This is a genomic window from Prosthecobacter sp. (assembly GCF_044378005.1).
Classification (GTDB): domain Bacteria; phylum Verrucomicrobiota; class Verrucomicrobiia; order Verrucomicrobiales; family Verrucomicrobiaceae; genus Prosthecobacter.
This window is the reverse complement of the sequence record NZ_JBILYB010000079.1, coordinates 1-12,918: the sequence shown is the minus strand read 5'-3', so window position 1 is coordinate 12,918 and position 12,918 is coordinate 1. Positions and strand designations below refer to the sequence as shown.

General features: G+C 59.9%; 12 protein-coding genes. 6 read left to right on the top strand and 6 right to left on the bottom strand.

Annotated features, from left to right (window positions below; all coding sequences use genetic code 11):
• Positions 1-45: 45 nt before the first annotated feature.
• From AC6FTP_RS15420 to AC6FTP_RS15405, 4 genes are read right to left on the bottom strand one after another with little or no spacing between them, the layout of a single operon-like run.
• Positions 46-492: a hypothetical protein gene (locus tag AC6FTP_RS15420; RefSeq protein WP_497207809.1), complete on the bottom strand. Its 447-nt coding sequence runs from the start codon at positions 490-492 to the stop codon at positions 46-48.
• Entirely contained in the window at positions 489-1,901 is a 1,413-nt protein-coding gene (locus AC6FTP_RS15415) for a DUF1501 domain-containing protein (protein WP_497207808.1), read from the bottom strand. The genes AC6FTP_RS15420 and AC6FTP_RS15415 overlap by 4 nt, the downstream gene beginning before the upstream one ends.
• Before the next feature lie 38 nt (positions 1,902-1,939).
• A complete protein-coding gene (locus AC6FTP_RS15410) occupies positions 1,940-2,350 on the bottom strand; it encodes a hypothetical protein (protein ID WP_497207807.1) in 411 nt (136 codons plus the stop codon).
• Positions 2,347-5,355, bottom strand: coding sequence for a PSD1 and planctomycete cytochrome C domain-containing protein (locus AC6FTP_RS15405; protein ID WP_497207806.1), 3,009 nt, complete (start codon positions 5,353-5,355; stop codon positions 2,347-2,349). Before AC6FTP_RS15405 ends, AC6FTP_RS15410 begins: the two co-directional genes overlap by 4 nt.
• Positions 5,356-5,529: 174 nt before the next feature.
• Between AC6FTP_RS15405 and AC6FTP_RS15400 the strand changes: the two genes are divergently transcribed.
• Complete coding sequence (locus AC6FTP_RS15400) at positions 5,530-6,219, top strand: GDSL-type esterase/lipase family protein (protein WP_497207805.1); 690 nt, start codon at positions 5,530-5,532, stop codon at positions 6,217-6,219.
• A 9-nt stretch (positions 6,220-6,228) separates the two neighbouring features.
• Here AC6FTP_RS15400 and ppnP read toward each other — a convergent pair whose 3' ends face one another.
• Positions 6,229-6,558 carry a pyrimidine/purine nucleoside phosphorylase gene (gene ppnP / locus AC6FTP_RS15395; protein WP_497207804.1) on the bottom strand — a complete coding sequence of 110 codons (330 nt, stop codon included), beginning with the start codon at positions 6,556-6,558 and terminating at the stop codon, positions 6,229-6,231.
• A gap of 116 nt (positions 6,559-6,674) precedes the next feature.
• Here ppnP and bamJ point away from each other — a divergent pair, with 116 nt between their 5' ends.
• The 3 genes from bamJ (at position 6,675) to AC6FTP_RS15380 (ending at position 9,894) form a co-directional block, all read left to right on the top strand.
• Entirely contained in the window at positions 6,675-7,418 is a 744-nt protein-coding gene (bamJ, locus tag AC6FTP_RS15390) for a BamJ family beta-barrel-assembly machinery protein (RefSeq protein ID WP_497207803.1), read from the top strand.
• Positions 7,419-7,671: 253 nt separating this feature from the next.
• Complete coding sequence (locus tag AC6FTP_RS15385) at positions 7,672-9,090, top strand: sulfatase-like hydrolase/transferase (protein WP_497207802.1); 1,419 nt, start codon at positions 7,672-7,674, stop codon at positions 9,088-9,090.
• Between the two features lie 54 nt (positions 9,091-9,144).
• A complete protein-coding gene (locus AC6FTP_RS15380) occupies positions 9,145-9,894 on the top strand; it encodes an HAD family hydrolase (RefSeq protein ID WP_497207801.1) in 750 nt (249 codons plus the stop codon).
• A 26-nt stretch (positions 9,895-9,920) separates the two neighbouring features.
• On the opposite strand, the gene AC6FTP_RS15375 is transcribed toward AC6FTP_RS15380, so the two are convergent.
• Entirely contained in the window at positions 9,921-10,574 is a 654-nt protein-coding gene (locus tag AC6FTP_RS15375) for a gluconate 2-dehydrogenase subunit 3 family protein (RefSeq protein WP_497207800.1), read from the bottom strand.
• A gap of 109 nt (positions 10,575-10,683) precedes the next feature.
• Between AC6FTP_RS15375 and AC6FTP_RS15370 the strand changes: the two genes are divergently transcribed.
• Together AC6FTP_RS15370 and AC6FTP_RS15365 are read left to right on the top strand one after the other, a co-directional pair.
• The gene (locus AC6FTP_RS15370) at positions 10,684-11,904 is read left to right on the top strand and encodes a serine hydrolase domain-containing protein (RefSeq protein WP_497207799.1); all 1,221 of its coding nucleotides are present in this window, start codon (positions 10,684-10,686) and stop codon (positions 11,902-11,904) included.
• Between the two features lie 23 nt (positions 11,905-11,927).
• Positions 11,928-12,635 (top strand): class I SAM-dependent methyltransferase, encoded by a 708-nt coding sequence (locus tag AC6FTP_RS15365; RefSeq protein WP_497207798.1) that lies wholly within the window; start codon positions 11,928-11,930, stop codon positions 12,633-12,635.
• The last annotated feature ends 283 nt before the right edge of the window (positions 12,636-12,918 follow it).

Sequence of the window (12,918 nt, the reverse complement as noted above, 5' to 3'; positions counted from 1 at the left end):
GGAAGGTTTTTTCTGCTCTGGCAGATCTGCTTTTACCATGTCAGCTCACCCGTGCTCAAACAACATCTGCTCGCATGGAACTTCGAGTTGGATCTTTCGGCCATACTCCAAACCCTCCACCCAAGGCAGCAGTAGTTCGAGAACATCGGGGTTCTGAAAATGCTCCGGCTTCGTGTCAGGATGCGGGAAGTAGATCAGGCCACTCGTCGGAGGCGCATCATTTCGATGAACGATGACATCGAAGAACGAGAAGTCTTCCGCTGGCTCGGTCGGATGCCATTTCACATCCCGAAAGGTCAGCTTCGCCTGCACGAGGCGATAACTCAGCGGCGCAATGCTGACGTTCAGCGTGCCAAGGTGATAGCCGCTCAAGTCGAGACCGAGTTCGCGGAAGAAGGGTAATTGCATCCGCAGTGTGCCACCAGGGAAGCGCGGATTGCCATTCAAGCCGGACGCGACGCGGTGGCCTTGGACGACGGTGGCGGAAATCATGCGAGGATCTGCTTGATCACCTTGCACGGCTCCACGCCCGTCAGTTTGAAATCGAGACCCGCAGCGCGGAAGGACAGCCTTTCATGATCCATGCCGAGCTGATGCAGGATCGTGGCATGGATGTCGGCCACGTGGACTTCGTCTTCGATGATGTTGAAGCCCATCTCGTCCGTCGCGCCCAGGGTGACGCCGCCTTTGATGCCGCCGCCAGCCATCCACATGGTGAAGGCCTGCGGGTGATGATCGCGGCCCATGCTACGGCCGAGCGACACGCTGGCCTCGACCATCGGCGTGCGGCCAAACTCACCGCCCCAGACGACGAGCGTGCTGTCGAGCAGGCCGCGCTGTTTGAGGTCTTTGATCAGCGCGGCGCTGGCCTGGTCGGTGTTCTTGCAGTTGTTGCGCACGTTGCCCTCGACGTTGCTGTGCGCGTCCCAGCCTTCATTGTAGATGTTGATGAAGCGCACGCCGCGCTCGACCATCCGCCGTGCCAGCAGGCAGGCACGGGCAAAGGACGGCACCTTCGGATCGCAGCCATACATTTTCAGCGTGGCCTCGTCTTCCTTCGTGAGGTCCATCAGCTCCGGCGCGGAGGTTTGCAGGCGGTAGGCCATCTCGTAGTTCGCGATGCGCGTGGCCGTCTCGCCATCGCCGTCGAGCTTGAGGCGGCGATGATTGAGCGAGTTGATGAGGTCGATGGTGTCCTTCTGCGTGTCGGGCGTGATGCCTTCCGGCGTGCTGACATTCAAAATGGGGTCGCCCGTGTTGCGGAAACGCGTGCCGGAATACACGCTCGGCAAAAAGCCGCTGCTCCAGCACGCCGCGCCGCCGCTGATGCCGCTGCCGGTGCTCATCACGACAAAACTCGGCAGGTCCCGCGACTCCGCGCCGAGACCATACGTTACCCACGAGCCCATGCTGGGACGGCCTGGCTGCGAAAAGCCCGTGTTCATGAAAATCTGCGCCGGGGCGTGGTTGAACTGCGTCGTACGGCAGGATTTCACGATGGCGATGTCGTCCACCACCGTCGCCAAATGCGGCAACACTTCCGAAAGCTCCGCGCCGCACTGCCCATGCTTCGCGAACTTGAAACGCGGCCCCAAAACCGCCGCGTCCGGCCGGATGAACGCATAACGCTGCCCACCGATCACCGAAGGCGGCAACGGCTTGCCTTCATATTTCGTCAGCATCGGCTTGTGATCGAACAGCTCGAGCTGCGACGGCGCACCGGCCATGAACATATGAATGACCGCCTTCGCCTTCGGCTGAAAATGCGAGGTCGCAGCCACATTCGGACTCTTCGCCGCTCCATAAGCCGACTCCGCCAGCAACGAAGCCAGCGCGATCTTGCCGGTGCCGACGGCGCAATCGTTGAAGAAGTGTCTGCGGGTGATGTTGAGGGTGTTCATAAACGCGGCGGTGTCAGTCATTGAAGTTGCTTCAATAGCTATTCTTGTGGTGGCGCTTCTCCGAGGAGTTCAAACTCAGCAAGTGTCCCGGCCATGAGCGTCTCGTCAGGCAACATGACTGCCCCACCAATTCGCTGACCACGGGCATGTTCAGCTTGGATCAGAATGCAGGGGCTCTTGGTTTTCGCCTCTTCATCGATATGGAGTGCATATTGGGGCAAAACTATGTCGATTGGTTCACCAATTGGTTTCCCGGCATCTTGAAGGACGAAAACAGCACGTCCTGCTGAAACGTCGTCTTGATTAGCTGCTCGCTTGGTTACGGCTTCAAATTGTGTGAGTGATGGCCAATTCATGGATGGAGGATTGTGATAGGTGGTTTTTTTGCCGCAAGCTGCGACAATGCCAGCAGCAGCCAGAGTGAACAGGGATCGTCGCAAAGTTTTCATGGATGCGTAATCGCTTCGTCCAAATTCAGCACCGCACGGCACACCGAAGTCCACAGCGCTTCGCCGTCGAGTTTGTTGGCGCGTTGTTTGGTGAGGAAGGTTTTGAGCATGGTCAGTTCCTCAGCCGCGGGTGGGCGGGTGAGGCAGCGACGGAAGGTGTTGGTGAGACGGGAGTCGTCGTCGGGGGATTCGGCGATGACGGCTTTGGCCATGGCTTTAGCGGCTTCCATGAACATCTGGTCGTTCAGCAGTGTGAGGGCTTGCAGCGGGCTGTTGGAGACATCACGCTTGGCGAGGCAGGCTTCGCCGGTGGGCGCGTCGAAGGTGGTGGCCATGGCGAAGGGCGCGGTGCGCTTCGTGAAGGTGTAAAGGCTGCGGCGGTAGCGGTCCTCGCCCTCGCTGGTCTTCCACTCAAATTTACCGTAGGTGCCCTCGGAGGTGATGCTGGCAGGCTGCGGCGGATAGACGCCGGGACCGCCCATTTTCGGCGAGAGAACGCCAGCGGCTTTCAAAGCGGAGTCGCGGATGATCTCGGCATCGAGGCGGAAACGTGCGCCGCGAGCGAGCAGGATGTTTTCGGTGTCTGCTTGTAGTTCGGGCTTTAGCCCGTCTGAACGGCCTGAAGGCCGAACTACGAGCGAGCTTGCTTGCCGGTAGGTCTGCGACATCACGATGAGCTTGTGAAGCTTCTTCAGGCTCCAACCTTGCTTCACGAACTCGACGGCGAGCCAGTCGAGTAGCTCGGGATGCGACGGCGGCTCGCTTTGATAACCGAAGTCTTCGAGCGATTTCACGAGTCCGCGACCAAAGAACGCCTGCCACTGGCGATTGACCGTGACGCGGGCGGTGAGCGGGTTTTCGGGCGCGAAAAGCCACTTCGCGAAAGAGAGACGGCTCGCTGGCGCATCCTTCGGCAATGAGGGCAGGAAGGCGGGCACGGCGGGCGGCACGGTTTCCTTGGGCGAGAGGTATTCACCGCGATGGTAGCGATTCGTGGCGCGTAGATTCGTGGCCGGGCGCTCGCTCATGACGAGCGTAGGCTGGCCGCGTGGTGGGTTCTTGCGCAAGGCAGCGAGTTGCGCGGAGGCTTGCTTCATTTCGGGCGCGGTTTCCAGGAAGGTGCGCAGCATGGCCTCGCGCTTCGTTTGATCGCCGGTCGCGAGGGCATTCTCGACTTCAAACGGATGTCCGGTGGCCTCGGCGTGATCGCTGGTGGTCACGGAGAGGCGGAAATGACCGAGCGGGCAGGCGAAGTGCTTTTCGAAGAGCATCTTCAAATCGAAACCGCTGGTGAGATCAATGGGCTGCTCGAAATGAAACACGGCGGCGTGCTGCACACCGATGCCACCGAGCACCTGCCAGCCGCTGGACATCTCCGCATCGAGCGCGGCGCTGGCGGTGTTGGTCTTTTTCGAGGCGGCTTTCCGTGCGGCCTTCTTGGACTTTGCGGCTGCAGGTGCGGCATCGTTGATCTTATCGTCTTCCTCCTCGTTCGTGGCCTCGGCGCGGGCGATTTTGATGCGCTGGCCGTTTTGGAATGCTTGCAGTTCACTGAGGAAGAAGCCGCCGAGCGGGCCTTCATAGTTGGTGAGGCCTGGGCCGTCATTCGGCAGGCTTGGATGACTGGCGACTTCGATCCGCAGTGCGGTGACGCCTTTGATCGGTGCTTTGAAGCTCAAATCATAGACATCGCTCTTCGAGATGTCGCCGCTGCCGAGGATGAAGCCGTCAGGCTGCTCCTCCAGATGCGGCATCGTGGTCTTCATGGCCGTGGGGAGGATGATTTGCCATTTCGAAGCGGCCTTTGATTCCTCGGCGATCCAATTGGCAAACCGGCTCTCCATCGCCGCAGTTCCACCGGGGAACTTCGATGACAATGACCTCTCCAGTTGCTCGATTTTGACCACGTTCTCATCCTGCCTTGCTTTGACCTCTGGCGTCTCAATGTGATACGTCGGCTCGTCGGCGTTGTTCAACAGCGCCATGACGCTGTAGTAGTCCGTATGCAGGATAGGGTCGTATTTATGCGTGTGGCACTGGCAGCAGTTCAGCGTGAGGCCCATCCATGCCGTGCCGGTGACGCCGACGCGGTCCACCATGGCGTAGAAGCGGTATTCGTTGGGGTCGATGCCGCCTTCCTCGTTGAGCATCGTGTTCCGATGAAAGCCGGTGGCGATGAGGTCGTCGGGCGTGGCATTGGGGAGCATGTCGCCAGCGAGTTGCTTGATGCTGAACTGGTCGAAGGGCATGTCGTCGTTGAGGGCGCGAACGACCCAATCCCGATAAGGCCAGATCTGGCGTGGGCGGTCTTTTTCAAAGCCGTTTGTGTCAGCGTAGCGGGCAAGATCGAGCCAGCGACGTGCCCAGCGCTCACCGTATTGGGGGGAGTTCAGAAGCGAGTCCACGAGCTTTTCGTAGGCTTTGTCGGACTGGTCAGACTTGTCCGACGAGTCGGACGCTTTGACGAAGGCGTCGGCTTCGACGGGCGTGGGTGGCAGGCCGATGAGATCGAGATACACACGGCGGACGAGCGTGTAGGCATCCGCTTCTGGCGAAGGTTTCAGGCCTTCTTTTTTGAGACGCTCGCGGATGAAGTTATCGATGCTGGCCTTCGGATCTTTGGATGGCTGCGGCGGAGAGTAGGCCCAGTGCGCCTCGTACTTTGCCCCTTCGGCGATCCAGGCTTTGAGCGTGGCTTTGTCCTTCTCTGACAGGACTTTCTTCGTGTGCGGCGGCGGCATGACCTCGTCTTCATCGGTGGAGAGGATGCGTTTCACGACTTCGCTGGCATCCGGCTTGCCGGGGACGATGGCGATTTCGCCGGACTTGCCTTTGCCGTGAGCCGATTCACTCAAATCGAGGCGCAGCTTGCCTTTGCGGCCGTGGTCGTCCATGCCGTGGCAGGTGAAGCACTGCTGGGCGAGCACGGGACGCACGTCGCGATTGAAATCGACGGCCTGGGCAGAGGCAGTGAGCAGCAGGAAAAGGGCGAAGGGTGGCTTCATCACCTTCACTAACGACACAACTTCGCCGTTTTCGCGACAAGAACCTTGCGGTCGCAAACCTGGACAAATCCAAGGCACGATATGCCAAATCATGGGCGCAGAGACCGCCTCGTGGATTTTGGTTGGTCAAGGCCGGGTCAATGGGTAACAACTCCAGATTCACCAGCCACTCTCATGAAGCTTTCCACCGCACTTTTCCTTCCGCTGTTCATTCTCTTTACAGCAGGCAGCAATGCTCAGACCGCGACCCCGCGTCCGAAGCCCGAGCGCTTCGCCAAAGACATCGCCGTCTTTGCCAAGCAGGAGCCTGAGAAGGGCGGCATCGTCTTCACCGGCAGCTCCAGCATCCGCCGCTGGACCACCTTGAAGCAGGACTTCCCCGATCTGCCGGTGCTGAATCGCGGCTTCGGCGGCAGCGTGGCAAATGACCTCATCGTCTATGCCGACACCGTCGTCTTTCGCCATGAGCCAAAGGTGCTCGTCACCTACACAGGCAGCAACGATCTGAACGCCAAGCTCAGCGTGCAGGAGGCCTTTGAAGATTACACGAAGTTCCTGAACCTCGTCCACGAGCGCTCACCGAAGACGCGCGTGGTCGTGACCTCCGTGAAGATCGCCATCAAGCGCCTCACCCAGATGCCACAGGTGCATGAGCTGAATCGAAAGCTCGCCGAGTGGACCAAGGGCAAAGACTGGGTGCGCTATGTCGATACGACCAGCTACCTCGCGGATGCCAAAGGTCAGCCCATCCGAAAATACTACGTCGATGATCTCCTCCACCTCAGCCCGGCGGGCTATGCGAAGTGGACGGAGATCCTGACTCCCGTGCTGAAGGAAGAGTGGGGAAAGGCCACCGCGAAGTGACCATTTCGGTTAATCGATGAACGAGCAGATGTACTCACAAATGCCGTCCGCCACGGCGATGTCGAAGCCCGACTTCGCAGGCACATCGAAATATTGCCCGCCCGTGTAGGTCGTCTTGGCCTCGCTGCCGTCCAGCTTCACCTCGCAGGTGCCCGCAACGATCTCCATACGCTCGGCTTTGTCCGTGCCGAAATGATAGCTGCCAGGGTAGATCAGGCCCAGCGTCTTCTTGCTGCTGTCGGCAAAGAGGATGCTGTGACTCACCACCTTGCCGTCGAAATAGACATTGGCTTTGGTGACGGCGGTGATGTTCTCGAATTGGGATGGAATGGCGGACATAAGGGCGCGCACGGTGGCAAGACTGCGCGGCGGCTCAAGCCCGTTTCTGGGGCGTATAACTGCCAGTTTCTTCGGTTGACCATTTCAAACTTCACCCTGAGTCTCGCCGCCCGTTTATGAAATTCAAAACCTGCCTCGCCCTGGCTGCCCTCGCAGCTTCCACCACCCTGAACGCCCAAGAAGCCGTGAAACCTGCCGCCGCCGCCCCCGCTGCCCCCGTCGCCAAGCCTGACATGGAAAAGGTCAGCTACTTCATCGGCCGCCAGATCGGCGGAAACTTCAAACAGCAGAAGGTCGAGATCAATGTCGATACCTTCGCTGGTGCCATCCGCGACGTCGTCGCTGGCAAGGAATCCAAGTATCCTCAGGCCGAGCTCGAAGCTGCCATGGGTGAATTTGAAAAGTACATGCAGAGCCGTATGGCCGAGATCCAGGCGGAGATGGCCAAAGAAGCCGCCGCCAAGTCTGTCGAAGCCAAGGCCGCCGGCACCAAGTTCCTCGCCGACAACGCCAAGCGAGAAGGCGTGAAGACCACCGCCAGCGGTCTCCAGTATGAAATCGTCAAGCCAGGCGACGGAGCCAAGCCCGTGCCGACCGACAAAGTGAACGTCCACTACCATGGCACCCTCACCAGCGGCAAAGTCTTCGACAGCTCCGTGCAGCGCGGCGAGCCGATCACCTTCGGCGTACAGGAAGTCATCAAAGGCTGGACCGAAGGCCTCCAGCTCATGTCCGTCGGCTCGAAGTTCAAGTTCTACATCCCTTCCGACCTCGCTTATGGCGACGCCGGTGCAGGTGCTGACATTGGCCCAGGTGAGACCCTCATCTTTGAGGTCGAGCTTCTGAAGATCGAGAAGTAATCCTCTCCCATTCCATTCTCAAAACGGCTGCCAGGCGACTGGCAGCCGTTTTTTGTGCATGACTATCCTGGTTCATCGGGTTGTCTCCGGGCAACTTCGGAAAGAAGAAAACCACCGTCAGATGGCGGCGCTCCAGACGGTGACATCACGAACCGTGAACCAGAGTGCATCCTCAACATTCGTGGAACCTTTTCAGGACGCCTGCCGTGCACAAAGCTTGCCAGTGCCAGTCGCTCCTGATTAAGCTCACGGCATGAAATCCCTTCTCACCTTCCTTTGTGCTGCGGTGCTGACTGCTCAGGCTGTCACGACGACACCACCCAATATCGTGCTGGTGATGGCGGACGATCAGGGCTGGGGGGACATGGCCTACAACGGGCATCCGTATCTCAAGACGCCGAACTTTGATGCGATGGCGAAGTCTGGGGTGCGCTTTGGCCAGTTTCATGCCGCCGCACCGGTGTGCTCGCCGACGCGTGGGAGCGTGATGACGGGCCGCACGCCGAACCGCTACGGCGTCTTTTCCTGGGGGCATCCGATCCGGCCGCAGGAAATCACGGTGGCGGAGGTCCTGAAGCCAGTGGGATACCGCACCGGGCATTTCGGGAAGTGGCATCTCGGCTCGGTGCAAAAGGCGAGCGCGGTGAGCCCAGGTGCCTGTGGTTTCGACCAGTGGGTCTCCGCGCCGAACTTCTTCGATCTCGATCCCATCCTCAGTGTGAACGGCAAGGCCACGCAGTTCAAAGGCGACAGCTCCGATATCACCGCCGCCGTGGCCATCGACTTCATCCGCGACTGCGCGAAGGAAAAGAAGCCCTTCCTCGCGGTCGTCTGGTTTGGTTCGCCCCACGGGCCACACAAAGCGCTGGAGGCGGACGCGGCGCAGTATGAAGGTTTGCCAAAAGCGCAGCAGCACTTCTACGGCGAGATCACGGCGATGGACCGCGCGTTTGGCCGCCTGCGCGATGAACTCCGCACGCTCGACATCGAGCGGGACACGGTGCTCTGGTATTGCAGCGACAATGGCGCGCTGCCGAAGATCGGCTCCAGCGGCGGACGTCGTGGCAACAAGGGCAAGATCTACGAAGGCGGTCTGCTCGTGCCCGCGCTGCTGGAGTGGCCCGCGCAATTCGCCGAACCCAAGGTGGTGAACACACCGTGCATCACCTCAGACATCCTGCCCACCTTGCTCGACATCGTGGATGCGAAGCCCAGGAAAGCACCGCCGCTGGATGGCATCAGCCTCCTACCTCTGCTCAAAGGCGAGGTCAAAAAGCGTATGCAGCCGATGGGCTTCTGGGATAGCGGCGCGAAGGGTATCGGCACGCCATCCGACGTGTGGATGAGCGATCTCCTCGCCGCTCAGGCGCGTGGAGAGGAACCCAATGATCCGCTGCGCCTCGCCGCCGATGCGGGCAAGATCGGTGAGCCGGTGCCGCTGAACAAATTTCCCGGCCACTCGGCCTGGCTGGACTGGCCGTGGAAGCTGCATCGCATCGAGGACAAGAAGACCGGCGACGTCGATTGGGAGCTCTACGACCTCAGCGCCGATCCTGACGAAAGCCGCGTGCTCTTCGCCGAGCAGCCCGAGCGCGTGCCACAAATGCAGGAAGCCTTGGAGAACTGGCTGGAAAGCGTGGCGCGCAGCTTGAATGGGGAGGACTACAAGTGAGGGACAACAAGGCTTGACCGTTGACCTCTTGACCTGCCTTCTCCCGCCTCCCTCATGCGCTACGCCTTCTTCGATCTCGACCACACGCTGCTGCCTTTTGATACGCAGGCGCTGTTCTGCAATTTTGTGCTGCGTCGGCATCCTTGGCGGATCGTGCTGCATCTTTGGTTCATCCCGTTTGCACTGGGGCGCGCGGTCGGACTCGTGAGCACGGCGACGACGAAGCGGGCCTTCCTTTCCTACCTCGCCGGCATGAAGCGCGCGCACCTGCGGAAGCTGGCGCGGGACTTTGCGCATGACTGTGTGGACACCTGGATTTACCCCGAGCTGCGTGCGGAGATCCTCCGCCACAAGCATCAGAACCGGAAGCTCGTGCTGAACACGGCAAGTCCTGATTTCTATGCAGATCAAATCGCCGAAGTGCTCGGTTTCGATCACTGCATCGCCACGCAGTTTAAAATTGGCGACGAGGTTCCGCTGCGTCCGCCCATCATCGGCACGAACAACAAACGCGAGGCCAAGATCGCCGCCATGCGCCAGCGGCTCTCGGGTGTGGCCGCGCTTTCGGAAGAAGAGCGTTTCCACTGCTGGTCGTATAGCGACAGCTCCGCCGACATCCCGTTGCTCGAATTCGTGGGCAATCGCGTGCTTGTTCATCCTAGCAGTAGTCTGCGCGCTCACTTCCCGGAGGGGGATGTGACGGTGCTCACGCCATCGCGACCTTACTGGGGCAAGCTTGGCGACATGTTTGCCGTCGTGCGGCAGATGCTGGGGCTGCACCGCATTCGCGGGCCTCATGCTTGATGGGAGGGCAGGCTAGAAAGCCTACCCTACGCGACATCCTGCAAACCATACTTCTCGATCACGTCCTGCGGCACTCCTGGGTAGGGGCCGCCGAGGGAGATGTTGCCGACGTAGCCGAGCTGCTTCCACGTGGAGCTGTGCGTGTAGTAACCGCCGAGGCAAAGCTGGCGGAATTTGGCAAAGAAGGTGGTGCCCATGCGGTGCTCAGGTTTCGCTTTCGCCGGATCGCAGATGTCATCGGCGATGCCGCTCTGCTGATCGAGCGTGAGTTCGTCGAAGCGCTTTTCGTGACGGCGGAAGCTCTCCGTATTCAGCCAGGCGAGACCGCCACGCACCACTTCGCCATCCTCGCGCTGCGTGTCGTAAGGCGCGCTGATCCATTCGTTGATGAACTCGGGCACGCCGACTTCGCTGGCGGCGGGACCATTGGCATCCTTCGGTAAAAGTAGATCCGCCAGAGCTGTCGTAGTCTTGAGTTCCTCAGGCGTCATGACGCGGTCCCACGGTCCTGTGGCAGACTTCGTGTAGTCCGGGTCATGCATCGTGTAGCGCGCCAAGTGGGCTGGCGGAGCGGGCTCGGTCTCTCCTGGAGCTGCCGAGAGTGCCATCGGTGCAGCGACAGTGCCGGTGAGCCATTTCAAAGCATGACGGCGGGAGAGAGTGGTGGGTTCTTCGGGCATGGGGAAGTGTTTAGCGAAGGACCGAAACGACGGAAAGGATAAAAAGGCAGGACTCACGCTGCGTTTGCACTGTCCTTCGAGGACATCCTGACTTCTCTTTCCCACCACCATGCTTCGCCATCTCCTTCTAAGTCTCGCCTTTTCTGTCCAAGCCGCAGACATCTACTTCCCGCCACCTGATGCCGAAGGCGGCTGGCGCGAGGCGAAGACGGAGAAAGAGATTCGCGACAAGGCTGGCATGGATCTGAGCAAGCTGGAGCCTGCCTACACGATGACGGAGCGCTCGACCGGCAATGGCGGGCTCGTGGTAGTTCACAAGGGTTACCTCTGCTTTGAGCGCTATTTTGGCCGCGCCAGCCGCAATGCGAATCCCGACATGGCATCGACGGGCAAGGGCTTTTGCAGCATCGCGTGCGGGATCATGCTGGAGGAGTTTAAGGACAAGATCCCGCAGGGGCTCGATACGAAGGTCTTTACTGAAAAGTATCTGCCGCAGGCCTTCCCGCTGAATGATCCCCGCAAGGCGGAGATCACGCTGGGGCAGCTCCTGTGCATGACAGGTGGTTATTGGGGCGAGGGACAAACGCCAACCGGCTATGTGAAAGGCGACCCGAAGCCGAAGCAGCTCAAGCCAGTGCCGGGGCAGAACATCAAGGATCTGGATGCCTCATCCCTGAATGTGCCCCTGTGGTGTGATCCGGGGTCGGGTTACTCGTATTCGTCGCCTTCGCCACACATCGCCAGCATCGTGCTGCGCAATGTGAGCGGCATGGAACTGAAGGATTTCATTCATGAACGCCTCGCCAAACCGCAGGGCTGGGGTGCGTGGGATTACTGCCTGCATCGCGGTGACTTCGTGATGCCGCACGCGAACGGCGCGGGCAGCACAGCGCTTCATGCCACGGATGTGATGCGCTTTGGCTACTGCCTGGCTCAGGGTGGGAAGTGGAAGGATCAACAACTCGTACCTCCTGCCTACATCAAGAAGTGCCAGACCTGGAGCCCCTACAACCCGCACACGCCTTTCAGCCTCCAGTGGGAGCACAATGAGGACGGGCATGTGGCCGGAGCGCCGAAGGATGCGTTTTGGAAAAGCGGAGCGGGCGGTTTCTGCCTCTATGTCGTGCCATCGCTGGATCTCGTGATCTACAAGCTCGGCGGCAAAGACGGCCAGTATGACCCGACTCTGACCCGCATCCCACAGCCGGAGCAGAAGCATGATCGGGATAACTGGCAGCCAATCCCCGGCAATGCCTTTCAGGAAGGTTCGGGCGCTGCTTCGCTGAATCGTGTGCTGGAAATGGTTTGCGCAGCCGTGCGGGTGGAGTGATCAGCCTGCTTTCTTTTGCACTCATGACGACACTCAGCACGCAGGACGACGAAACCACGCTCTTCCGCAAAACCTGGACGCTCTACGACGCGATCTCCGAGAAGAACTACATGTTCCATCGGGAGATCTATACGCATGTGTCGGATCTGCTGCGGCAGCGAGGTGAGTATTCACTGCTCGATCTCGGCTGTGGCAATGCGCGCTTCCTGGCACCGTGCCTCCACGCTCATCCTCCGGCCAGCTACGATGGTGTGGATCTCTCCGCCGTGGCACTGGAAGAGGCGGCGCTCAAGCTCTCCTGTCTGCCCAACGTACGCTGGCATGAAACGGACATGCTGGAGGCGCTGCAAAAGGAAGATCGTTGTTTTGACGTCATCTTCTCAAGTTTCGCCATTCATCATCTGAGCACTGAAGATAAGCAGCAGCTTTTCCATGCCACTGCGCGTCGGCTTTCCCCCGGCGGAGTGCTGATCATGGTCGATGTCGTGCGCGAGGAGGGCCAATCGCGGGAGCACTACCTGGATGGTTACCTCGGCAATATGCGTGCGAGCTGGACGGCGGTGCCACCGGATGAACTCGAGCAGGCCTGTGCGCACGTGGCGTCCTTTGATTTCCCCGAGACGCTGGCGGATCTGACACGAATGGCCGAGGCCGCAGGCTTTTCCAAGGCGCATGTGGTGGACCGTTTCGCGCAGCATCATGTGCTGGTCTTCAGCCGCGCAGACGCTTGAGGCATTCTCAGCAGGTGCAGGCTTTATGGAGCGAAGGCCTTGGTGCGCTGGAGCTTGAGGGCGGCGTTCAGGCACCAGTTTTTAAACTCGTGGCGGCCACCCACTTGCGGCTCAGGGAGGAATTGAAATGGGGCGGATTTGCTTTCATCGAAACTGAGCTGGAGTGCTTATCCGGGAGGGGGCCCTCTCCCTTGATTTGGGGAGAGGGCCGGGCGTTGCGTTACGAGCTTGTAGCGTGTAAAGAATACCACAGCTCCCGAATGCGGACAGACGCCTCACTTTC

What these genes read in the sequence shown, in the direction of transcription:
- AC6FTP_RS15365 (WP_497207798.1), top strand. Translation starts at nt 11,928, where the DNA reads ATGACGACACTCAGCACGCAGGACGACGAAACCACGCTCTTCCGCAAA.
- AC6FTP_RS15400 (WP_497207805.1), top strand. Translation starts at nt 5,530, where the DNA reads ATGAAGCTTTCCACCGCACTTTTCCTTCCGCTGTTCATTCTCTTTACA.
- AC6FTP_RS15385 (WP_497207802.1), top strand. Translation starts at nt 7,672, where the DNA reads ATGAAATCCCTTCTCACCTTCCTTTGTGCTGCGGTGCTGACTGCTCAG.
- ppnP (WP_497207804.1), bottom strand. Translation starts at nt 6,558, where the DNA reads ATGTCCGCCATTCCATCCCAATTCGAGAACATCACCGCCGTCACCAAA.
- AC6FTP_RS15415 (WP_497207808.1), bottom strand. Translation starts at nt 1,901, where the DNA reads ATGAACACCCTCAACATCACCCGCAGACACTTCTTCAACGATTGCGCC.
- AC6FTP_RS15410 (WP_497207807.1), bottom strand. Translation starts at nt 2,350, where the DNA reads ATGAAAACTTTGCGACGATCCCTGTTCACTCTGGCTGCTGCTGGCATT.
- AC6FTP_RS15380 (WP_497207801.1), top strand. Translation starts at nt 9,145, where the DNA reads ATGCGCTACGCCTTCTTCGATCTCGACCACACGCTGCTGCCTTTTGAT.
- AC6FTP_RS15370 (WP_497207799.1), top strand. Translation starts at nt 10,684, where the DNA reads ATGCTTCGCCATCTCCTTCTAAGTCTCGCCTTTTCTGTCCAAGCCGCA.
- bamJ (WP_497207803.1), top strand. Translation starts at nt 6,675, where the DNA reads ATGAAATTCAAAACCTGCCTCGCCCTGGCTGCCCTCGCAGCTTCCACC.
- AC6FTP_RS15375 (WP_497207800.1), bottom strand. Translation starts at nt 10,574, where the DNA reads ATGCCCGAAGAACCCACCACTCTCTCCCGCCGTCATGCTTTGAAATGG.
- AC6FTP_RS15420 (WP_497207809.1), bottom strand. Translation starts at nt 492, where the DNA reads ATGATTTCCGCCACCGTCGTCCAAGGCCACCGCGTCGCGTCCGGCTTG.
- AC6FTP_RS15405 (WP_497207806.1), bottom strand. Translation starts at nt 5,355, where the DNA reads ATGAAGCCACCCTTCGCCCTTTTCCTGCTGCTCACTGCCTCTGCCCAG.